This window comes from Paenibacillus sp. FSL H8-0104, assembly GCF_038050215.1.
In the GTDB taxonomy this organism is placed as follows: Bacteria; Bacillota; Bacilli; order Paenibacillales; family Paenibacillaceae; genus Paenibacillus; species Paenibacillus amylolyticus.
The window spans coordinates 2,691,888-2,712,996 of the sequence record NZ_JBBOTC010000001.1 but is presented as its reverse complement, the minus strand read 5'-3'; the positions used below and the strand labels follow the sequence as shown (position 1 = coordinate 2,712,996).

The window sequence follows — 21,109 nt, the reverse complement described above, 5'->3', positions numbered from 1 at the left end:
AGTATTTAGCGATTCTCTTACATATTAGAAAATCATGTTATACTAATGATACATTTTTGATCCCTTCAGATGGAGTGGAATACGTTGAAACTCATTCAATGGATTGCTTCAAGCCTCAGGCTTAAATTACTCAGCATGTTTATCATCCTCAGTTCAGTGCCACTGATCGTGGTTGGATTGATTTCTTACCACAAATCCTATACGGTCGTATCCAATCATAACAAGGCCTCAACACAGCTGGTTGCCGACCAGCTTGCCAGGAACATTGACATCTTGTTTGAGGATACGGAACGGCTGCTCGAACTGGGCAAGAACCCGCAAGTGCTTCAATACTTGTATTCTCAATCGGAGTCCTACCCGGAAGCCAAAGCCATCCTTCAGACATACAATCTTTATCGGGAAACCTACAAGTATGACAAGGTACTTAATATCTCATTCGTGAATTTCTATGGAAAAGGCATAAGTGAACGAAAAGGCGTGTTCAAGCTGGAACGAAATCCGCTGCGTAACCCGTACTTCAAGTATCTAATACAATATCCGGATGCCATTCTGCGCATCCCTCATTCTGCAGCCTATGCGGAATATAACAGGCTGGATGGGTTTGCTTACCCTAAACAGAATGCGCTTTCAATTATAACCACGGTCAAAGAGCGAATTACACATGAGGTCATCGGGTTCATAGTGATTGATTTGAATGATTCATTCATTGATGATTTTTTGACGAATACCCCCATTAAGGATTCCGGTTTTTTCTATATTAGTGATCAATACGGAAATACACTCTTCAGGCCGGATGTCACCCCGGCATCCATAACCATGATGGATCAGATCCAATCGGTCCCTTTACATCTACAGCACGACAGCTTTATCCTGTCAGCAGGATCAAAGCCCCAGTTTGTTGTATACAGCACCTCAAAACAGACCGGATGGAAAATGATCGGGGTAGCTCCTTATCAGGAAATCATTGCAGAGGCCAATAGCATTCGCCAATTGATCATCATTACGGTTTTGTTAAGTGCTTTCTTTGCGATATCGTTATATTTTTTCCTGAATAATCGACTGATTCTTCCCATCCGGATTCTGATGAACAAGATGCGTAAAGCTGCAAACGGTTACTTGGAAGCCAAAGTCACACCACACGGCTCGGACGAAATTGCTGATCTGGGTAAAAGCTTCAACGTGATGCTAGATAAGCTCAAAATGCTAATCGAAAAGAGCATTCGAGAGAATGAACAAGTGAAAATAGCTGAACTACGTACGCTACAAGCTCAAATCAACCCTCATTTCCTGTATAACACGTTGGAATCCATCCTATGGATGGCTGAAGCAGAGAAAAAAGAAAATGTAATCAAACTTGTGCAGGCCCTCTCGAAGTTCTTTCGTTTGAGTCTGAACAAAGGATTCGACTGGGTATCCATTCAAACCGAGCTTGAACATGCGCGGAGTTACTTGGTTATTCAACAGATGAGGTACCACGATATTCTCACCTACGAGATCAGCGTTGATCGTGAGCTTCAGGATTATCCCATTTTGAAGATGACGCTGCAGCCCCTGATTGAAAACGCGCTCTACCATGGGATCAAGAACAAACGCGGTCAAGGGCTGATATCCATACACGGATATGTAGAGGAAAATAGCATCATTCTGACCGTACAGGATAACGGAATTGGCATGTCTGCGGATCGATTGGCACAATTACGTGAAGAGCTGGAGAAGCCGGCCGGTTCCCGTTCACCCCAAGATGACGAGCAGGAAGGCGGATTTGGTCTGCTCAATGTACATCACCGGATTCGACTCTATTTTGGACCAGCTTATGGCGTTGAAATGGAAAGTACCTATATGGAAGGCAGCACATTTATGATTCGTATCCCCAAAAGCAAGGAGGTTAACCGTTGAAAAAGGTGATGATTGTGGATGACGAAATTGGAATTCGGGAGAATATACGGAGCTGCATCGATTGGGAAAAGGAAGGTTTTCACTATTGCGGGGATGCACCCGACGGCGAGCTTGCGTTACCTTTAATTCATGAATGGGCTCCGGATATTCTGATTACGGATATCAAAATGCCATTTATGAACGGATTGGAACTGACCTCCATCGTTCGCACTCAACAACCTGATATCAAAATCATTATCATGAGCGGTCATGATGAATTCAGCTATGCCCAGGAGGCTATCCGACTTGGTGTGACCGAGTACTGTCTAAAGCCCATTAGCGCAGCAGAGCTAATCCAAATGCTTCATAAGGTCAGCAAACAAATGGATGAAGAACATCAACGCATGACAAACCGGACGATCACCAAAGAAAAACTGCTGGCCGATCTGTGCGGAGGACTCATCGGTACAACCGATGCGATTGAATCAGCCAAACAACTCTCACTTCCACTCTCGGCCCGGTATTATACAATTGTCATTATCGACGTTCGATTAACAGATGACTCCCGGGACCCGGAATCCCTGATGAAGAAGTTGCTTCCCATACTGGAGGAAACTCGTGATCCCCACGTCGAACTTCTTCCTTATATTCGAAGCCGGACCGAGTTGGTGCTTCTGCTCAAGTATCACTCCGATGACAACATATCCGTATATCTGGAGCAGCTTCGCGGGCGGGTTCGTATGGAACTTGAGCATACGTTCAAATGTAATATTATTCTGGGCATTGGCAGTCAACAGGAACGTCTGCAAGGAATTCATGTCTCTTATCTGGAAGCGGAGGAGGATAAATATATTAATCGACTCACCCTTCAAAACAGAGCTTCTCTAAGTGAAATTAACCTGGATGAGCAAACGACTCTTTTTCTCGACAGGAATTCGTTTCTTGAATTTCTCAAAATCGGCAGCCCCAATCTGCGTGACCATTTTGTGCAAGAGTTTGCCGCTCCATTACAGTCCTTCGACTGGAAGTCCTCCTCGTATGGCTTCTATCTGTTGAATGATCTTACGCTGGAGTCATTTCGGCTCGCCAATCAGTTGTTCCGCATGAGTGACCATTCGGATGAGAACATTACTTCCCTGCAACAGACGATTCGGAAGATTACGTGCTGGGAGGATTGTACCCAATATCTGTGTTCCCTGCTTAACCTGTTATGGCAGAGAAGAGCAGCGTGCTCTGGAAAATACAGTGATGTCATTGATCAGGTGAAAGCCTATGTATCCCGTGAATACAATAACGAACAGGTCTCGTTGAAGATGATTTCTGCACACGTCAGAATCAGTCCAAGTCATCTAAGCAAGATTTTCAGTCAGGAAACTGGTCAAACGATAACGGAGTATCTAACTCAGATTCGAATCGGCAAAGCCAAGGAGCTGCTGAAAACAACCAACAACAAAACCTTTGAGATTGCTTACAAAGTTGGTTACAATGACTCTCACTATTTTTCTAATATATTCAAGAAAACAACAGGTTTTACGCCAAGAGAATACCGAACTCAAGGAACCGAGGAATCGCAGGCCAGACCATCAGATATGAGAAAAGAGCCAATGTATGAATAAAGCCAGATTTGCACTTTTGTTTACGCTAATACTTGTGTTCCCGATGATCATTTCATCCGGTTCGGCACACATTCGCCCACAGCAAATGGCTGCAACACTTCCTGCGACTTCACCTGTAGAGAAATCTGCAGTGAGCAAAACTTTCGGTATTATCTATCCAATGACGTATCCAACCTATGAGATGATCACGAAGGATGCAACGGAGTATGCAGGGAAACATAATATTACATTAATTGTAAACGCACCTGATGAAGCCAATACCGAACAACAGATCCGTATCATGGAGAATATGATCAAACAGCATGTGGACGGGATAGCTATATCTCCTGTGGATGCTGCTGCACTTACACCCGTTATTGATGCAGCCCAAGCTGCAGGTATTCCTGTCATTACATTTGAGTCAGATGTCCCATCCAGTCATCGAATCGCTTATGTGGGCGCCGATAACTATCGCACTGGCCAGCAGTTCGCGATGACGACTACACGACTTCTGCATAATCAAGGCATGATTCTTGTCGAGAATGGCTTGGAGGAGATGCAGGGTTTGCAACAGCGGCTTAATGGATTCATTGATTATATCCGCAGTGAAACAGACATCGAGATCTTGGAAGTTCGTTATCATCAAGGGAATGAAGATCAAGCCATGTCCGATATGGAGAACATGATTCAAGCTCACCCTCACTTCAATGCAATTATCGGGCTCGATTTTGTTTCTGTCTCTGCCTCTACCCTGATCTGGAAAGCAAAAGGCCTTAACCGGCATTTAATCGCGTTCGGTGATAGCCCGACCAGTGAAAACGGGTTACTTAACGGTCAATTGTCTGCCGTTATTTCGCAGAATGAAGGAGTCTGGGGTACCAAAATGATGGAGACCCTGTTACTCGCTAGCGATGGTGTGCCTGTGAAGGAATTTATTGATACGGGGATCATTGAAATAAACCAGAAAGAAAGTAATTAAGGGGATGTCCTCCTGTCATTCTGATGACAGGAGGACATCCCCATTTAAATTTTAATACACGTAGTTATTACATCCGTTCATCGAAGTGTTTCTCAAGAAAGATGACTCTCAAGTATGATGTTCCTTTTGAGAAGTCATTTTTTCCATTCGTTTTCTAATATGCTCATCTCGATAAGATTCCAGAATGTATCTTCATATCTTCTCGCATCACGAATAAGTCCTTCTTGTACAAAGCCCGCTTTTTCATAACATCGGATGGCTGAGACATTAAAATCAAATACGCCCAGACTGATCCGGTGTAACTTCTCCTCTTCAAATCCAATTCGAAGTGCCTCATCGATCATTTGCTTCCCATAACCTTTACCCTGATACGGCTTGCCAAGTAGCACCTTACCAATACGCCCTGAACGATTATATCGATCGATACCGCCAAGAGCAATATGACCTACAATCTCCTGAGTCGATTCATCCATCACTTTATAAATGAACTTATTTGAAGTGTTCTTATCATTGGCACCATGCAAATAATCCAATAGCTGCTCTCTGGAAAGTGGATATTGGAACTGAGGGCCTGCCCACTGGAGCAAAAATGCTTCATCCCCACTCCATTCGATCAGTTGATCAAAATCTTCCGGTTCAAAGTATTGGAATGTAATCATGTGTATCCGCCCCTTCTTTTTTATGTCATATCATATCCTATTTCAGTTCTCTTGTGTCGTCATGATTATGAGTTTCATCAAACGCTCTGTTTCTTATATTCATTTCACGAATGTAGTTTCTGACAACATTCATTGTACTAATTAAACAGATAACTCCACCCAAAATACATATCGCGCCTATCCAATAATTCAGTGCAAAATTCACTTGATAAGCACTCGAATCATAACTGCCAGCTGCTGCTGACTGGAATGCTGTATACCCTAGCTTGGGAATTACCTCTTCAATCATTTTCGAGATTGTAATAATCACAATTCCTAACATGATAAAGAGTAATGAGAAAATAATGTGTACACGCTTCAAAGACAAATTACCTCCTTTACAATCCAAATCGCTTGTGATTTGGCACTACTTGCATCTTAGAAGCCGAACGACTTCGCCATCAATCAGCCCTTCACTTACGCTGTGAAAACCAAGTGATTCATACAGATTTTCGGCGATACCATTTTCCGGCCTGTGTCCAATCATGATGCGTTTGCAATTCTGCGATTCTTTCATTAGATCAATTAACTTCCTCAATGCTTCTCTTCCATAATCTCTGCCCTGATATTTTGTATCTATCATTAGAGCAAGAAGCCAGTAGTTATCCTCATGATCCGCCTTATCTGAGTACACGGCAAAACCAACCAGATCCGAATCAAAATAGATGGCCATGGGTCGAAAATCGGTCACAACCTTGGATTCAGCAATCCAATATACAACCGGCGCGGGAAAACTTTTTTTCTGTTCTTCCGTTACATTCAGTTGAGTACATGCATACCAATTATCCACCGATACACGTTTTAAATGAATCATTATTTGAAATTCCTCCTTGTGAAAATTACACAGAGGAATCCCCCGGAACTCTTCCTTGGGTCCCTGCGCTAGACAAAAACACCTCTTGCAACTTCATTTCTTCTACTCGGATTCGTATTGTTTCTCATATCACATCACTCCTCTCACGTATATCTCAGCGTTTCAACGAAATTTCACGATTAAGACTTGTTAAAGCTCGCTTGCAGTGTCCATTCTAATCTGCGGAGCCATTCCCTATGTACATCTGGATGAGCATTCTTGATTCGGTGCATGATCTGTATTACTTTGGATGTGGAATATGCCCGAATTAGATCATTTGTTACATCAATATTTGTACGTTCTGTATATGCATTTAAGAAGACTTCTGACAGATCCTTTGCCATGTGAGGGTAATGAAGATGCACAAACCAGACCACCCATGCGATATCAAACAACGGATTGCCCCATCCTGCCCACTCCCAGTCCAAAATGAACATTGAATCGTTGGATAACATGACATTATGTGGTCCGTAATCTCCGTGAATCAGAGTTTGCTCCCCATGATCGGAAATGTCCAACACTTCTTTTACCATGCTTTTGATTCCGGAGGGTACAAACTTAAGTTCCTCCACATCATTAGCGGACTTCGTTATGACTGGCAGCTCTGCTTCGCAGTCACCTCGTTTGATTGTGTGCACGTCTCTGGCGAGATATATACCAAGTTGCTCATAAATTTTCCTGCCTTGGTCACGTCCATCTTGATCCAGCAGCCTCTGTGCATTTATTCCTGGAGCATAATCCATCATAACAAACAGCCAGTTTTCTTTTTCAAAGCAATCATGCACTCGCGGAGTCACGCCAGAATGATTTAACAACCTTAGCGCGCTTATTTCTGTCCTTGCATCTGTATTTTCTACATGATAGATTTTAGCAATCATCTGCGGATCAGTTCCCTCAAGTAAAAGGGTCGTATTGGTATAACCACCTGTTAGTTTAACAATGTTCACATTCGGAAATCTGTTTAACAAGATGTCATGGTTCACTTCATGCATTCCTTCTTTCTTAGTCCTTGAAGTTCAGTCCTCTTTTAGACAACCTCAAACCTAATCTTCGATCTCTGAAAGCATAGGGCTATGTTTAATCAGTTCAGCGATTTCAAAAGATTTATTGGCACCTAACACTTCCCTAACAGCTTCAACCCCCTCTGACTTCCAGACCGAACAGACATATTTAGAAAAAGCATACCCATTCAAAGCATATCCATTGTCCTGTAGCCGTCTGAATAACCCCACACTTTCCTCTACCTTTTCAATATCTGTCAAAATACATGCCAGATTGTTCATCGCGATGTGAACATCTCTCTGTGAGTTACTGGATGAATTCAATTGTCTCCAGCTACCTACAACTTCCTGATTTTTTATTTGATCTAATGCTGACCAGTCGATCTTGTTTATCAAATTCAGCGTTTCATCCAGAAGCAGATTTACTTCTCTAACCTCCCCAACATGATACAGATAGGCCAGACGCTGTTTGTTATATGTAATCCGGGCAAAAAGAATATTGGACCATGTCTCATCTTCTTGTATAAGCTGGTTCATATTTTCAAGCACACTGTCCATTTCACTGTATCTCTCCAAAACCCAAAGCGAACCACCCAAAGCCCGATGGCTCTCGAATCGAACACCTCGGTTGGTATCCAACTTCGGAGCATTATCGCAAGCATATTGGTACCAGTCCATCCAATGATCAAAGTAGTTCCCCAGAGATAACGACAACGCTTGTGTCGAATCCGAAACAATCCAGTGTAACTGCTCCGGAGCGAGGTTTTCTTTCCCCCATTCGAAGAATTCCCGGTGATTGGCATAAAGCGGTTCCGGCTCTCTTAACAAGGCATAACCATCTGAAACATTCCAGTAGACCCAGCCTCGTTCATGGACAGACAATTTCCTGGATTGTTCGTAGTTTTTCAGTAACTCAATCATACCCTGATGATCGCCTCGAACTACTAATTCCTGAAAAGAATGAACGATATTCATCCCCATTCTCCGTCCCTAATTAGTTTCAACCCAGCTATGTCAATGGCTTCGTGCCGCAAGCTGTAATGAAATTCATCATGGCATAGGCTTCCGGCGAATGATTTATCGCTTCAGAAGCTTGTTGCAGCTGAGCAAATTCCTCCGAACTGATCACACCTTTTTCAGCAAAATGTACAAAACGATTAAGATTAAACTGCTGCTTAAACCCTTCTATGCCTAACAGATCACTATGTTGAAGGACAGAATCAATGTCAACATCGATGTATCCGCTCTCAGAAAGGAGACGCGGCAGACTTCTGCCAATTAAACGATTACCGCCGTGTTGTGCTACATAGTCCGAAATTTTCATTAATACCGTATGCAAAGCAGGAACATCAGGATTCACTGCTCCAAAAACGCCGTCATCCACATCAATAATGGCAAGACGGCCGCCAGGCTTCAGTACACGATATATCTCTTGTGCAGCTTCGTCAGGATTGTTCAAATGAAGAAAGATAAGTCTTGCCACGACAAAATCAAAAGAATCATCAGGCAGATCCATCTGGTAGATGGAAGACTCTACAAATTGTAATCGCTTGGAAGGAATATCTTTCAGCCGTTCTTTGGCTTGTGCTTGCAGTGAACGATCAATCTCAAGTGAAGTAAGCTCGCTGTCCGGCAGATTGTTCAATAGTTGCTCTGTAATGTAACCTGGTCCGCTTCCGACCTCCAATACACGCATTCCATTTTTCAAACCATACCACTCTAGATTTCGAAATTCTTTGGACCACCCCATTATCGCCTGCATCTTTAACCTCTCTAATTCCTCTTGTAAACTTAACACTGCCGTTTGGATACTGTATGTTGAACGCGGATTACTCATATATTCCCTCCTGTTCTTCTGTGGAAAAATAAAAACATATATCCTTAGACCTTTTTCTTCCCTAGAAAAAGGGCAACCTTATGTTGTTTCTCTATCGTTCCACCTGCAGCATCAATGGAATGTTTGATTCGCTCTAGAAGTGAACGCCGAACATCAATAGAAAGCTGCTGATGTTTGGAATTGGTATTTAACAGCGTGACATACTCTTCGCTGGAACAGGACTGTATCCAGTTATACTCCTTAACCTCAATATCCGTGAACAAGCCAGATTTTTCTGTTATTTCTTTATGCTCCTGGATAACTTCATCTGGCGAAGGATAGTGAGAATCATCCAGATGAGGGGCTAATGCGAATTTCATTGTGCAGCTGGTCATAGACCGGTACATGAATCGTCCAGAAAAGTCCAATGCCGCCTGTATTCTCTAGCAATTCCCAAGCCCGGTGGTAACCGACCTCCGGATCAATGAAGTGAAAGGCCGTTCCTGACACAATCAATTGAAATCACTTTCCTTGGCCTGCCCCGTTCCGCAGCCAATCTCAAGAATGGAACCCTCTTTACTAAGATTCAGGTATGTAAAAATCTCATCAAACATTTCACTCGGATAAAGGGGTCTATATCGTTCATATTCATGTGTTACGAGATTAAACGTTTCCTTATTTTCCAAGTTCGCATCCTCCGATTTCAATTGTGATTTTCCTATAACACATTGACTAAACTTACCATATCTTATTATTCTTGATAGTAAGAGGATAAACCTTTCAATAAGAGAATGATGATAGTTTAAGTTCAAATTTTATATCCTGGAGGAATGAGGTGTTCTTGTGAAAAGTATATTTGATACGATGAATGCTGCTGAAATTACAGAGCGCATGGATCAACTTAGTGAAAAATCCATCCCTGAATGGGGCACGATGCAGGTCTCTCAAATGCTGGCTCACTGTTCAGCATTTCATGATATCCCCTTAGGAAATGCTTTTCCACCTAGAGGATTACTTGGAAGACTTATAGGACGGTTCGCAAAACCAATGTTTTATAATGACAAGCCCTTGCCCCATAATATGTCTACGATCCCGACAATCATTATTGATGACCAACGACAGTTTATGGCAGAAAAAGAAAAGCTTGAGCAGCAGATTAATATCTTTCAACAAGGTGCTTCAGAAAATTTCTCCCGCCACCCCCATCCCTTCTTCGGAAAATTAACAGCCGAGCAATGGGGTAAGGGCATATACAAGCATTTAGATCATCATCTAAAGCAATTTGGAGTTTAGCGGTTATGCACGGTGTGCCAGTTATGCATGCTGTTCTATTACTGTTTCTGGATTACATTCTAAATTAGCAATGACTCAACTTCATTAACCCAATCTCCTTCTTCGTCAGCCAGTAAAGTCTTCCAACCAAGTAGCTTAGCAGAATGTAAATTTTTCTCTTGATCATCTATAAATAGAACCTCTTCTCCAGCTGCCAGGAGGGTTTTGACCCGTTGGTATATCTCAATCTCAGGTTTGCATAAACCCACTTGATTAGAGATGGTTACACTTTTGGTAAATGAGCTTAAACAGCTCAGATTCGGCTCAATCCATTCCTTACAATGATTGCTGAGTAGATGGATATCTGCGAACTCACTCCATCACTCAAGGTATTGAGCGGCTGGTAAGGGAACAATTGAATTGTATAAGATGTCCTTCGCTCGGCTTATTGATAATTCGGGATACATCTCCTTCAACGATTGCCAGAACTCTTCTTCCCTCATCATTCCTGTCCAGAGCTTTCGTTTGATTCCTGCAAAATGTACTTTCAAAGATTCTGCCGATAGGTTGGTTTCCTCACTCATATCTTTCCAGCACGTCAACGACATATTACTTAACAAAACCCCTGCGATATCTAAAACGATCTGTGGTCTGCCTTTCATTTTATCGACCCCCGAGTTCAACTAATACGACGTATAACAGGCCTTAAGTCACTTAAAAGCGTCATGCGGAAGGACAGCATGCACACCCTTAACGCCATTCACAATTTGGGTGATACGCAGGTCAATTACCGCGCTTCCAAGTGCAATCGCTTCCACTCGATCTAGTCCATACAACTCACCCATCAGATTGAGCATCCCGTCTAATGCTTCAACCGTAGCCTCATTCAGATCTTCATGAAAACCGAAGGTAATCCAGCCGGATGGCGTATGTGCACGAGGATTGGTCAAAATCATATCATCAATCACATTAAGCGTGACATCCACCACTTTCATCGGACATTCAATGGCCTGACAGCTGACTTCACCGTCTCCCTGCAGTGCATGACCATCACCAATCGCGAGATAACCCCCGTCTACGGGGATAGGTAAATATAATTTACTTCCCTGCACCAGTTCCTTGCAGTCGATGTTTCCTCCACAATAGCGAGGTGGCCAAGTCGTATGAATCCCACCTGAATCTGGCGGCATGCCCACTACACCCATAAACGGCGAGAGAGATACAGTGAAGGACTTTCCTTTTATTTCACAGGTTCCATTCATCGTTTGGCGATCAAGTGTCCAGTTCAGCGACAGTTCTTCAATCTCTGTTAGATGTAACTTCTGGTTCTGCCAGTTCGGATATTCGCCAGCGGAAGTAAACCCGTAACTCCCGGGTACGATCTCATTAAAAACAATCTCCAACGTCTGTCCTTGCTTCGCCTCATCGATATAGATCGGACCGATTAAGGCATGACCTCCATCTTTTTCACCTTGACGATCAAAAGGTTTCATGCGTTCCGCATAACTCACCCCTGTTCCCCAGCCCGCATCCAGCGTCTGAAAACGAATAGAGTCACCAGATTTCACGCTCAAAATGGGAGTTACCTCATTGGTAAATGAACCAATCAGATTTTCCTGAGTTAATTCAATTGTATGAGTACTCACTACAATCCCTCCCTGGTTTGGGATACATATTATATTCAAAGCAAGCAACATGCTGTGTTCCGTGTCACCCCCTGCCTGCTAAATCCTTTATGCTTCAAGGTTGGCAAGATATTTCTTCAACGGTTCCATATGATGCTGGTCATGCCATATAAAATCTTTAAGGTATTGGGGAATATAAAATACGTTCCCCTCTGCGTCCAAATACGTCTGATGAAGCTGTTCCTCCGATAACCCTCGAATGTCATTCATAATTTTATGGCGGTACGTGATAGCCTTGTTTACGATTTCGGACGTCTCTGTGCGGTTACTAAATTCAATAGCTTTGCGATTAAACTCTTCAAAATTCATATGTTTCAACGTAACTGGCTGCTTCAGAGCAATCTTCTCAATCGCTTCCTTGTAAAAATATCGGTCCCATAACATGATATGACTGACGATGGATTTTATCGTCCATTTCCCTTCTTCCATACTGGAATTCCAGGTCTTCTCTTCAAGATGATTCATCGTCTTGACAAACAACGCCCATTCTTCAAAATTTTGAAGCAAATGTTCAATCTCTTTAGTCATGATTACATTTCCCCCTTCTATCTTTTTTGAAATGATTCACTGCTCGATATGTTCTCTTCGGTTACGATTCATCCATCCCAAAGCATAATCAACCATCTCTCTTTGGGGTATCAGATAACTCACAGATTCCCCTACCATTCCTTCGGTAACAGCGTTAGTCTGGATCTTAAACTCATTAAAAATCAATTCAAAATCATCTGATTCATTGTTAATATCATCGTATGTAGTCCATTGCTCAATTCCATCCACCAGCATTTTTACTCCCCAGACTTTTGGCTTAACAAATGAATTCTGCTGTTTATATTCGGCCAGGTGCAAGGAGGTGTTACTATTTTCAGGCGCACCAAGTAACAGAATGTATCCACTCAAATCATAGATTTTTCCTAGCGGAGATTTCTCATTTAATGCATAATGCAAGTTGTGATCTTCCATTATCCGTTTGGCCTCTTTCCCCCAGGCAGCAAAAGACATATGCGGATGTGAGCTTCGAAACACACCATCTTGCCTCCGAAACACCTCAGAAATGATACCCATATACGAGGTTGGGGTTAAATCAGGATAATAAATAGGCATATTGTCTTTGATGAACTCAATTTCCGCTGAGGACAGGTTCGCGTCATGCTCTGAAGGTTCACAAAGATGTTCTGTTTGAGTGGGCATGACAATGGTTCCATTGGTTCCAACGGCTTCTTCCAGAGCTAAAATAACACTTACCGGGCCGCCTATAACCTTACCTATTGCTTTGAAGGAGGAATGAACGATTATCGTCATGCCCTCCCTTATCCCCATTGACTTTAAATCATGAACTATACTTTTTCTTGTTTGTAACTCCATTGAAATCCTCATTTAATCCTCCAGACTAAAGCAGACAAAGTTATTACTAGATATCGATTCCGCTACAGCTTCGTAATATAATTTTTACATATTTTTCAATGGTTCATGATGGTTCTTGAACAGCGCTGCAATAATCTTCTCTGCACATTCTTCCGGTGTGTTCATACTTGTATCAATCGAATAGCTATAGTTGATGTGTTTAGCCATAATTTGATGTTGCTCATCCGATTGCTCTTCTCTGCGATCACCACGCTCAATTTTACGCTGACGACAGATATCGAGAGGACAGTGCAGTTCAACGATATCCAGTGGATACCCTTCAAAAATCTGTTTGACTTGTTCATAATGCGGCGCGAGCTCCGGTCTTTCCACAAGAATGCCATCAATCAGAACATGCTTTCCATGGTCTGAAAATACTTTTGCCGTATGATACATCATTACTATCGCTTCACTCAGATACTTCCAGTAATCCGTCTGAAGATGTTTATCACCAATCGTATTTTCAAATAAATCATTAGCCACAACATAGAAAAACGGATCATCGTATGATTGCATCGCCTCTACAATTGAAGTTTTACCAGAGCTGGTTACACCGTTCAAAAATATAATTTTGCCTTTTTCCATGATAGTCATCTTCCTTTGCTTAAGTATAATTTCATAAATGTAATACAGCGTGTACTACGTGTGTTTCATTGATTTTTTGAGCAGCATGATCTGGCCAATATGATAGGCGTTATGAATACATAGATTTGATACAATTCCCCACCATGGCGCGTTGAAATAGGTAGGGATTTCACGGGTCAATTTATGTTCTTCACTATCTTCGAGTGCCCTGTTCCAATCACTAAACACGGTTTTCAGTCTATGTAATGTCTTGCGCCACTCCACATCATTCAGGTTAGACGTATCTATCTCGAATGTATCCTCATTATTCACTGAATTCTGCCCGTTGACCTGTTCGGCAATATATCTCTCAAGCCACTTCTCATTCCAGAAAATAAGATGATTGACGATCGCCCAAATGGAATGCTCTCCCTCATTCTTTACATAAGAGGCTTCCGCCGCATTGAGGTCTGTCAAAATATCATGAAGTGGAATAAACCAGCTCTTGTCATGATAACAGGCGTTTAATTGGTCTATGAGAATAGCTTTGTAACTCATCGTTGCACCTCACTCAGATTAACATCATCATTTATCCGTTCATTGACTTCGCAATCTTCATCACAAGATCTTCTGACATGTTTCTACCATTGATCTCGTATTGCAACGCCTTCCCATGCATATCCTCTTCGATCCATATCAATTGGGAAGTTTCGTTATTGAAAATATAAAATGCTTGGACGCCACGTATGGCTACCTGTTTAACCTTAGTACCATCATGATCAGACAATGCGATCCGGCTCTTTGTTGTCCCGAAAATATTAAGTTTATAACCACCGTATTCTTTATACGTTATGCTGATGCCCACAACCTTCTTATTGGGCTTCAGGTCTCGTATCACTACATTTCTACCTGACCTGTTACTTTCTTCAATCATTTCATCGATTTCTTGCGGAGTAAAATTATCAAATCCATAAAATACATGAATGGCATCTATATCAGAATCAATCGGAAATTTCGGCTGCCATGGAGAATAATGTTTCTGCAATTGTTCCAAACCGTCTTCCCATGGAATAGCTGCATAATTGGTCTGTTGCGTGAATTGGTTCTCTGTAACATCTGCGGTGTATATCGCCTTCCCTTCACCAGGCTTTAAGTCAATGACTATCCGGTCAATCGCATTATCATTGCGTAAGGATTCAATTTGAATTTTTCCAAGCACATCTCCGCTTTTGTTTTTGATATCCATTGGTCCTTCACTCCTTTGCTTTCAAAACATCTTCCTGATCCTCATACAATAGAAAGCCGAGCCCTACAGAAGATAAAGCGATCATGAGGACTCCAAATATGCAAATGGTCGGCAAGATATCCTCGTAACCATAACTTGTCGTTTAATCGTCTGAGATAAAAACCTTTTGGAAATTCATTATCCTCCGTAAGGGCTGCAGATGCTATGGTAATGGAGCCGGACGGAGCTTTGTTACCCTCTGAAATATTGGTAGAACATATCTCGGGCTGATCCAAATATTGCATTCTTAGATAAGGTCCTAACTCAACCGGACAACATTCTAACCCAAGATCATTTGCTCTTCGAAAGAGCTGAAAAGTCGTAGCACCATCTGAAAATCCAAGTTGTCTGACGGTCAACTCAACCGTTTGCAAGCTTTGCTTTGTACCGGAAACTACAAATCTCTCATCATTTAACAACTGTTCTCCATATTTATTTAATAAAATAGAGTGTTGGTCCAGTTTCTGAATAAGCTCTGGCTTTGTTAAACCGCCAACGTCAACTATTCTAATTTCAACTGCGCAATCAGGGTATACTTTTTCGTCTTCAATCAACATTTGTATCTCCCTAATCTAGTTTTCTTATAATTGACTTTATATTTAAAACGCAGTCACTCATCTAGTTCTGAATCCGTTTACATACAAATGCTCAGTAAATGATAGCAGCAAACCAAGGCTCCTCAGAAATTCAATTCACAATCACGGTGTTCCCACACATCAAACAAGTTACCGTCCAGATCTTCTAACACAAAAAACTTCCCATACTGTCCCTCATCACTAACAGCCCCTACTTTCACATTCTCTGATGTTAAGTAGTCATGTAAAGAACCAATGTCATCAGTGAAAAATGTAATGACCCATCTCTTTTTCTGATGCACTTCAAATGTCGCTCGTGTTTCATTGTCGCTTTGAATCAAGTCCAAAATTGGGCGATCACCCCGAAATAAACTCAAATATCCTTCGCGTTGGTGGCGAATGTTAAATCCAAAATGCTTTACAAACCAGGCAGCTGACAATTCCAAATCTTTCACTGGAATTACATTATATGCTATGCCTAGAATTCTTCCTTTCCCCATTATGTTACCTCCACACTTGAAATGTATAAAACCCTACCACCCTTGCGATGTTATACAAGATTTAATTTGAGCAATATGATGCTGCCCGTGCCATACAAATCTTTGAATCGCGATATCCAATGTAATTGCACCTAACACTTCTGTTCGGAGTGTTCGTCTAAACTGATCGGGATGTAAACCAAGCAGCAGAGTGAGAAATCGCTTGTGCAGTATCTCCATCAGCAAAATTGAATCTTCGATGGGCGTATTCCTGTAATCAAGTAATGATGCCCATAAATCCTCTCGATATGAGCTTGCCATCGGTTCCTCTTCAGTTAACGCTCTCTTAAATCTGATATAAGCGTTCATGTCATTGTCCGCAAGGTGGTGCACAATCTGTGTAATCGTCCAACCGCCATCACGATAAGGAATACAAAGTTGATCATCATTGAGATGTTGTGTAATCTCTCTTAAGGTTTTCGTAATTCCGGGAATTTGACGAATGATGTGGATTCGGTCCTCATTAGAGAATTTAAGACTTGGCTCAAAGTGTCCTATCGGAAAGCGTACATTTTCATCCAAGGTTGACCACCTCTCCATTTCTCTACTATAGAACCAAATCATATCCAATATAACCCACAATGTTCCATTTGCGAAGTGTAAAAGCAAAAAAAGAAGCAACCTGTATTCTCGGGCTGCTCCTTATATTAGACTACTCTCATATCTGTATTTTGATTAGAAACTACCGCAATTAAACCTGAGTTACAAAGGTACAATTATATAAAAATCGCCCCTATCTTAGGTAGAATGGTGTTTGACTAGAACATCACCAACCAAGATAGGAGCGGCTTTAAGGTGGAGTCTACCATAATGAGTGACCTTATTCTGAAAATTCAATCAAAAAAGGATGGCTTTTCTCATCTAATGCATTATGAATTCTTTCATAGAAATTCCCCCATGTTATCATTTGCCCAGCTTCTTCTAAAGTAAAGTAGCCCACTTCTTCACTTTCATCACTGGTAGTTAAAGCTCCACCAATCGGTTTTCCAGTAAATATATTGTTGCATACACCGCGCGTTATGTTCTGATACAAACCACAAAATTTAATTAATTCAATGTCAATCCCTGTTTCCTCTTTCACTTCTCGAACTGCTGCCTGCCTAATAGTCTCTCCTTCTTCAACACAACCTTGAGGCATTTCCCAACCTCTTCGACCTTTCATGAGTAAAATCTCATTATGTTCATTGATAACGATTACACTTGCAGAAACAATAAATTTCATTCTAATTCCTCCTATGTTGGTTTAAATAACCACTCTCCCTCGAATGGAATAGCTAAATGCCTAGAACTGAAACATAATCATGAGTGGTTAATTGCTTTTTAATCCATACAACAAACTCTATGATTAATTCACGAAGTCTCTGAACACTATTGAGAAAATCTTGTTGAAACTCATCTTTAGAACTGCCAAAGAAGAAATATACATGTTCATTTATTAATTCCATTGTTACTTTTTCATCAAGGAGATTAGCAAGCGTTTTCAAATCCTCAAGGATCACCTCCCACGTTTTTCGATGTATTTCGTTAAATGCATAATGATCATATCCAGAAAATATATTTTCTATTGTTTTCTCTACAAAGCCGAATACTTCCTCATCAAAGTAAATTGAGTCCTCATTCCAACATTGCCCAAGGTACTTCCCGGGTAAAACTTCAATATAACCAGTTCCTTCAAGTTCTTCCCTATCTCTTATTATCTTCATCGTTCACCCTCATTAAATAGTTTCGTCGATTTCACATACTTTTCTGTATATAAGACCCAGCGTAGGCTGGGTGTACTGCTTATTGGGCCCAAGGATCAATGTCCACCGTTTAATTGTTATATTACCTCCTGGTCCTCTACCAAAACTTCTGCTGACAGAGGGACGTATATCCCGATGTGTAAATACGGAGTTATGTGATTTCACTGCCTTCATTGAGTAAACTTATCATTTGCCTGTTGGTTTTTATGATTATCACTTTGTCTTTATAAGGGGACAAGAAACTACAGATTTCTTTCCGATTTGTACTATTAAATTTATGATTCCAAATAAGCATTTCAATTAGTCCTCTTAATGTTTGCTTGTATATAGATCTTTCTGCGCCTATTCTTTGTTTAACAAATCTCATGATAATTCTAAAATGTCGAATCAATACATTAGTGTCTAGGTAATAAATTACATCTGCTCTTGAAAAGCTATCAGAAAGCCATTTATAATATACTCCCTCTACAATCCAACTATCATTATCAATTATTTTATGTAGTAATTTATCTCTCACGTCTGGAGAATTCTTTCCTGAAAACTTCACTTTACTGCTCCACATGACTGTATCTAGTTCGTGAATTTTTATATTTAACTTCTCTGACAAAACTTGACCAAGGTATGTTTTTCCGCTACCAGTTGAACCTATAATATGAATTCTTAAAGGTCTAGACATAATTAGCTTCTCCTCTTTAATTTATTGCAGTGATTTCTAATCACCTTCCTTTTTTTATGCAGTTCAACAAACTCTCGGAGGTGTCTGCCAAAATATCAACTTCGAAATCCATTTAGCAGACCAAGGCTCCGTTAGGAGCCGTTGCTTTATGTCATACGACGGAATCTCAATTTTGGTTAACAGCAGATGTTATCATCCCATCATTGATCTGCTATATGCTCCAATAGATTTCCAGGCTGACATCCCAATGCCGTACATAATTTATCGATTACTTCTAACGATACATACTCATTCGTATTAAGTTTTGCCATCGTTGCCGATGAGATCCCCGTGATTTTTAATAAATCCTGCTTCTTAATCTCCCTGTCAATCAATAAATTTTGAAATGGTTTATAACTTATCATCTGGTATCCCTTCATATCCGAATTGAAGCTTTATATAGGACCTTCTCAAAAACAAATTCATCTATAATCAATTCTCATCTGATCGGAATCTTTACTTCAATGCTATACCATATCTGAAATAAACATGGCTTTAGTTCCTTCTTCTGGCTTAAATCCAAATAATCCATAGAATTTTTCTGCACTATCATAAGATATAAGCACTTTTGTCTTGATATTAGAATATCGACTAAGCATTTGTTCCATCATTCTCTTTCCAATTCCTAATGATTGATATTCTTTGTGTACTAACATGTAATGAAAATATACTGTCATCACGCCGTCAGACAATGCATTTATTAAACCAACTAATTTGTTATCATCCCATGCAGTAATAACCGTATGCGAGTTGTTTATTGCTTGTCTAAGATCTTCTGGGAAATCTCCTGATTTCCAGTCCACCGAATGAAACAGTTCTTGAATTGCCTGTGTATCAATGTCTTTTATTTCTTTGAAAATGATTGTCATAATATTGCTCCTATGCTTGTTGTTTTGATTGAGAGTATTGGATACCGTTTCTGTAATCATGAACCCCAAAGGGGGGTGTCCGTTGAAAATTTTCTCGAAATCCATCCGCAGTCCCAGGCTCCGAAGGAGCAATGCATGAATATTATGTTATAGGACGGAATCGTTTCTCAAATCGACCTTCACTATTTATTTTGCTCCTGGTACGTATTCAATCAAATCAGATAATTTACAATTAAATGTATCGCATAGCTTGAATAAGGTTTCCAGCTTTGTTGTTTCTATATTTGTTTCCCTATAGAGTTTATTGATCGAATTCCGGCTTAAGCCCGATTTTGCCATCAATTCTGTTATATCATCTATTCGATGTTCTGCCATGAGTTCTCGTATATTACATTTGATTATGTTCATCTTTTTCCCTCCATAATTCTATCTTCTGGAGTGTCATAGGGAGTACACTCAGCTTTCTGTGGAGACAGATGAATATTTTAAAACACTTCGTGATGCTTTGCCCGATAAACTTCAACATACAGTTTTTCTTTACGAAGACGCACAAATCTCACTCCAATCCATCCTAGAAAGAAGTATCTACATACAAGGTTGCAAAGATGCCCTACAACTATTTAGTGTATTGCAGAATTCTAGTATTTAGAGGGCTATATGACCCTCTTTTCTATTGTTTTTGATTCTGTCGTATAACGTCCTGCACGTTCACGAAAATACCCAGCCTTAGATAGCTCTTATCTTAAGCTGAGTCGTATTTTCTAAGTGTTCTTCCATGATTATACATCTTACAACCAAAGGGTGGTATCCCTACAGCTTGAATACATTATTATGCGCCGTTACTCTCTTCGAAGCATCACCTAGAACCTATAATAAACATTCCAACTTTATTTTTTACTTTGGTATAAAAACTCAACTTCACCATCTAACAAATATCGATATTCAAATAATTGCATTGTTCTTTCCCTAATTCTCTCCCGTATAACCGTGCCTAGGCTTACCGATCCTTTTGATCCAAGGTAACCATTATTAATAAATGCCTTCTCTACAAATTTTGTTTCCTTTAAGTGATACTGTAACCATTCTTTCTGCGATTCGATTAGTGCTTCTCTTGGTTCTCTATCCAACTTAGAACGAAGCTTTTTATATATTTGATTCAACTCTTTATCCCAAATCTCTGTATATTTACTTTCCAACGCCCCCCATCCCATTGTTGTAATAATCTCTTTTGAATTTTGAGCCTCATTAAATTCCACTTCATAATCATGATCTATAGGATTTCGAAGCATTTCATCATAAAATTCTCCTTTCAATTCATAGTTCCCAATGCTCATGGATAACACTTCATTGTTAGAAGCATCTGATCGACCTTCAGTTATTTCTTTCGGTTCTGTTCCATTACCTGTACTCTCTTCATCAGGAGGCAGTTCAGAATTCATTTTTGATTTAGTTTCGCTGTTCAAGGTAGTCGATTGACTACTATTTTGGCAAGATGAAAACACTATTGTAATAAAAACTAATAAGAGTATCTTACCTTTCATAAATTATCTCCTTTAATGGCGCATAACGTTACTGTATCCACGACCCTCCCACCAACTTAAGCGACCAATTGGAGCGGGCGCGATGCGGTTAGTCGTACGGATGT

General features: G+C 40.7%; 32 protein-coding genes. 5 read left to right on the top strand and 27 right to left on the bottom strand.

Annotated features, from left to right (window positions below):
* Nucleotides 1-84: 84 nt before the first annotated feature.
* Genes NST38_RS12365 through NST38_RS12355 form a run of 3 tightly spaced genes read left to right on the top strand, consistent with a single transcriptional unit; the run spans nt 85 to nt 4,449 of the window.
* Nucleotides 85-1,896 carry a cache domain-containing sensor histidine kinase gene (locus NST38_RS12365; protein ID WP_076249730.1) on the top strand — a complete coding sequence of 604 codons (1,812 nt, stop codon included), beginning with the start codon at nt 85-87 and terminating at the stop codon, nt 1,894-1,896.
* Nucleotides 1,897-1,901: 5 nt separating this feature from the next.
* Nucleotides 1,902-3,491: a response regulator gene (locus NST38_RS12360; protein WP_256719976.1), complete on the top strand. Its 1,590-nt coding sequence runs from the start codon at nt 1,902-1,904 to the stop codon at nt 3,489-3,491.
* The gene (locus NST38_RS12355) at nt 3,484-4,449 is read left to right on the top strand and encodes a sugar ABC transporter substrate-binding protein (protein ID WP_076249732.1); all 966 of its coding nucleotides are present in this window, start codon (nt 3,484-3,486) and stop codon (nt 4,447-4,449) included. The genes NST38_RS12360 and NST38_RS12355 overlap by 8 nt, the downstream gene beginning before the upstream one ends.
* Before the next feature lie 134 nt (nt 4,450-4,583).
* Here NST38_RS12355 and NST38_RS12350 read toward each other — a convergent pair whose 3' ends face one another.
* The 9 genes from NST38_RS12350 to NST38_RS12310 form a co-directional block, all read right to left on the bottom strand.
* A complete protein-coding gene (locus NST38_RS12350) occupies nt 4,584-5,108 on the bottom strand; it encodes a GNAT family N-acetyltransferase (protein ID WP_076249733.1) in 525 nt (174 codons plus the stop codon).
* A 37-nt stretch (nt 5,109-5,145) separates the two neighbouring features.
* Entirely contained in the window at nt 5,146-5,469 is a 324-nt protein-coding gene (locus NST38_RS12345; RefSeq protein WP_076249734.1) for a hypothetical protein, read from the bottom strand.
* 45 nt (nt 5,470-5,514) lie between these two features.
* The gene (locus NST38_RS12340) at nt 5,515-5,961 is read right to left on the bottom strand and encodes a GNAT family N-acetyltransferase (protein ID WP_083684234.1); all 447 of its coding nucleotides are present in this window, start codon (nt 5,959-5,961) and stop codon (nt 5,515-5,517) included.
* Nucleotides 5,962-6,140: 179 nt separating this feature from the next.
* Complete coding sequence (locus tag NST38_RS12335) at nt 6,141-6,968, bottom strand: phosphotransferase family protein (RefSeq protein WP_179087823.1); 828 nt, start codon at nt 6,966-6,968, stop codon at nt 6,141-6,143.
* 75 nt (nt 6,969-7,043) lie between these two features.
* Nucleotides 7,044-7,976, bottom strand: a complete 933-nt coding sequence (locus NST38_RS12330; protein WP_076249737.1) for a hypothetical protein — start codon at nt 7,974-7,976, stop codon at nt 7,044-7,046.
* A 34-nt stretch (nt 7,977-8,010) separates the two neighbouring features.
* A complete protein-coding gene (locus NST38_RS12325) occupies nt 8,011-8,838 on the bottom strand; it encodes a methyltransferase domain-containing protein (protein WP_076249738.1) in 828 nt (275 codons plus the stop codon).
* A 44-nt stretch (nt 8,839-8,882) separates the two neighbouring features.
* Nucleotides 8,883-9,197, bottom strand: coding sequence for a hypothetical protein (locus NST38_RS12320; protein WP_143781220.1), 315 nt, complete (start codon nt 9,195-9,197; stop codon nt 8,883-8,885).
* Complete coding sequence (locus NST38_RS12315) at nt 9,166-9,333, bottom strand: hypothetical protein (RefSeq protein ID WP_180361717.1); 168 nt, start codon at nt 9,331-9,333, stop codon at nt 9,166-9,168. The genes NST38_RS12320 and NST38_RS12315 overlap by 32 nt, the downstream gene beginning before the upstream one ends.
* A complete protein-coding gene (locus NST38_RS12310; RefSeq protein ID WP_179087825.1) occupies nt 9,330-9,503 on the bottom strand; it encodes a hypothetical protein in 174 nt (57 codons plus the stop codon). The genes NST38_RS12315 and NST38_RS12310 overlap by 4 nt, the downstream gene beginning before the upstream one ends.
* 157 nt (nt 9,504-9,660) lie before the next feature.
* Between NST38_RS12310 and NST38_RS12305 the strand changes: the two genes are divergently transcribed.
* The gene (locus NST38_RS12305) at nt 9,661-10,110 is read left to right on the top strand and encodes a DUF1569 domain-containing protein (RefSeq protein ID WP_076249741.1); all 450 of its coding nucleotides are present in this window, start codon (nt 9,661-9,663) and stop codon (nt 10,108-10,110) included.
* A 59-nt stretch (nt 10,111-10,169) separates the two neighbouring features.
* Here the strand turns inward: NST38_RS12305 and NST38_RS31625 are convergent, their stop codons facing one another.
* The 17 genes from NST38_RS31625 to NST38_RS12225 form a co-directional block, all read right to left on the bottom strand.
* Nucleotides 10,170-10,370, bottom strand: coding sequence for an HAD-IA family hydrolase (locus NST38_RS31625; protein ID WP_373888053.1), 201 nt, complete (start codon nt 10,368-10,370; stop codon nt 10,170-10,172).
* A 99-nt stretch (nt 10,371-10,469) separates the two neighbouring features.
* The gene (locus NST38_RS12300; RefSeq protein ID WP_083684236.1) at nt 10,470-10,751 is read right to left on the bottom strand and encodes a hypothetical protein; all 282 of its coding nucleotides are present in this window, start codon (nt 10,749-10,751) and stop codon (nt 10,470-10,472) included.
* Between the two features lie 48 nt (nt 10,752-10,799).
* Nucleotides 10,800-11,735, bottom strand: a complete 936-nt coding sequence (locus NST38_RS12295; protein WP_101313452.1) for an acetamidase/formamidase family protein — start codon at nt 11,733-11,735, stop codon at nt 10,800-10,802.
* An 87-nt stretch (nt 11,736-11,822) separates the two neighbouring features.
* Nucleotides 11,823-12,302 (bottom strand): DinB family protein, encoded by a 480-nt coding sequence (locus tag NST38_RS12290; protein WP_076249742.1) that lies wholly within the window; start codon nt 12,300-12,302, stop codon nt 11,823-11,825.
* A 36-nt stretch (nt 12,303-12,338) separates the two neighbouring features.
* The gene (locus NST38_RS12285) at nt 12,339-13,136 is read right to left on the bottom strand and encodes an aminoglycoside N(3)-acetyltransferase (RefSeq protein ID WP_179087827.1); all 798 of its coding nucleotides are present in this window, start codon (nt 13,134-13,136) and stop codon (nt 12,339-12,341) included.
* Between the two features lie 84 nt (nt 13,137-13,220).
* On the bottom strand, nt 13,221-13,760 hold the full coding sequence (locus tag NST38_RS12280) for a phosphotransferase-like protein (protein WP_076249744.1): 540 nt from the start codon (nt 13,758-13,760) through the stop codon (nt 13,221-13,223).
* A gap of 54 nt (nt 13,761-13,814) precedes the next feature.
* Nucleotides 13,815-14,297 (bottom strand): DinB family protein, encoded by a 483-nt coding sequence (locus tag NST38_RS12275; protein ID WP_076249745.1) that lies wholly within the window; start codon nt 14,295-14,297, stop codon nt 13,815-13,817.
* 31 nt (nt 14,298-14,328) lie between these two features.
* Nucleotides 14,329-14,985: a DUF4367 domain-containing protein gene (locus NST38_RS12270; RefSeq protein ID WP_076249746.1), complete on the bottom strand. Its 657-nt coding sequence runs from the start codon at nt 14,983-14,985 to the stop codon at nt 14,329-14,331.
* Nucleotides 14,986-15,026: 41 nt separating this feature from the next.
* Nucleotides 15,027-15,581, bottom strand: coding sequence for a helicase (locus NST38_RS12265; RefSeq protein ID WP_076249747.1), 555 nt, complete (start codon nt 15,579-15,581; stop codon nt 15,027-15,029).
* A gap of 122 nt (nt 15,582-15,703) precedes the next feature.
* Entirely contained in the window at nt 15,704-16,099 is a 396-nt protein-coding gene (locus NST38_RS12260; RefSeq protein WP_076249748.1) for a VOC family protein, read from the bottom strand.
* A 33-nt stretch (nt 16,100-16,132) separates the two neighbouring features.
* Nucleotides 16,133-16,660 (bottom strand): YfiT family bacillithiol transferase, encoded by a 528-nt coding sequence (locus NST38_RS12255; protein WP_256719969.1) that lies wholly within the window; start codon nt 16,658-16,660, stop codon nt 16,133-16,135.
* A 298-nt stretch (nt 16,661-16,958) separates the two neighbouring features.
* Nucleotides 16,959-17,360, bottom strand: coding sequence for an NUDIX hydrolase (locus NST38_RS12250; RefSeq protein ID WP_076249749.1), 402 nt, complete (start codon nt 17,358-17,360; stop codon nt 16,959-16,961).
* A gap of 52 nt (nt 17,361-17,412) precedes the next feature.
* Nucleotides 17,413-17,841 (bottom strand): hypothetical protein, encoded by a 429-nt coding sequence (locus tag NST38_RS12245; RefSeq protein ID WP_076249750.1) that lies wholly within the window; start codon nt 17,839-17,841, stop codon nt 17,413-17,415.
* A gap of 190 nt (nt 17,842-18,031) precedes the next feature.
* A complete protein-coding gene (locus NST38_RS12240) occupies nt 18,032-18,556 on the bottom strand; it encodes a hypothetical protein (RefSeq protein WP_076249751.1) in 525 nt (174 codons plus the stop codon).
* Nucleotides 18,557-18,756: 200 nt separating this feature from the next.
* A complete protein-coding gene (locus NST38_RS12235) occupies nt 18,757-18,960 on the bottom strand; it encodes a helix-turn-helix domain-containing protein (RefSeq protein ID WP_076249752.1) in 204 nt (67 codons plus the stop codon).
* 102 nt (nt 18,961-19,062) lie between these two features.
* The gene (locus NST38_RS12230) at nt 19,063-19,464 is read right to left on the bottom strand and encodes a GNAT family N-acetyltransferase (RefSeq protein ID WP_076249971.1); all 402 of its coding nucleotides are present in this window, start codon (nt 19,462-19,464) and stop codon (nt 19,063-19,065) included.
* A 186-nt stretch (nt 19,465-19,650) separates the two neighbouring features.
* A complete protein-coding gene (locus tag NST38_RS12225) occupies nt 19,651-19,872 on the bottom strand; it encodes a helix-turn-helix domain-containing protein (protein ID WP_174806439.1) in 222 nt (73 codons plus the stop codon).
* A 25-nt stretch (nt 19,873-19,897) separates the two neighbouring features.
* Between NST38_RS12225 and NST38_RS31620 the strand changes: the two genes are divergently transcribed.
* Nucleotides 19,898-20,113: a hypothetical protein gene (locus NST38_RS31620; RefSeq protein WP_339191610.1), complete on the top strand. Its 216-nt coding sequence runs from the start codon at nt 19,898-19,900 to the stop codon at nt 20,111-20,113.
* Nucleotides 20,114-20,351: 238 nt separating this feature from the next.
* Here NST38_RS31620 and NST38_RS12220 read toward each other — a convergent pair whose 3' ends face one another.
* Entirely contained in the window at nt 20,352-21,005 is a 654-nt protein-coding gene (locus NST38_RS12220; RefSeq protein ID WP_036670467.1) for a lysozyme inhibitor LprI family protein, read from the bottom strand.
* Nucleotides 21,006-21,109: the final 104 nt, after the last annotated feature.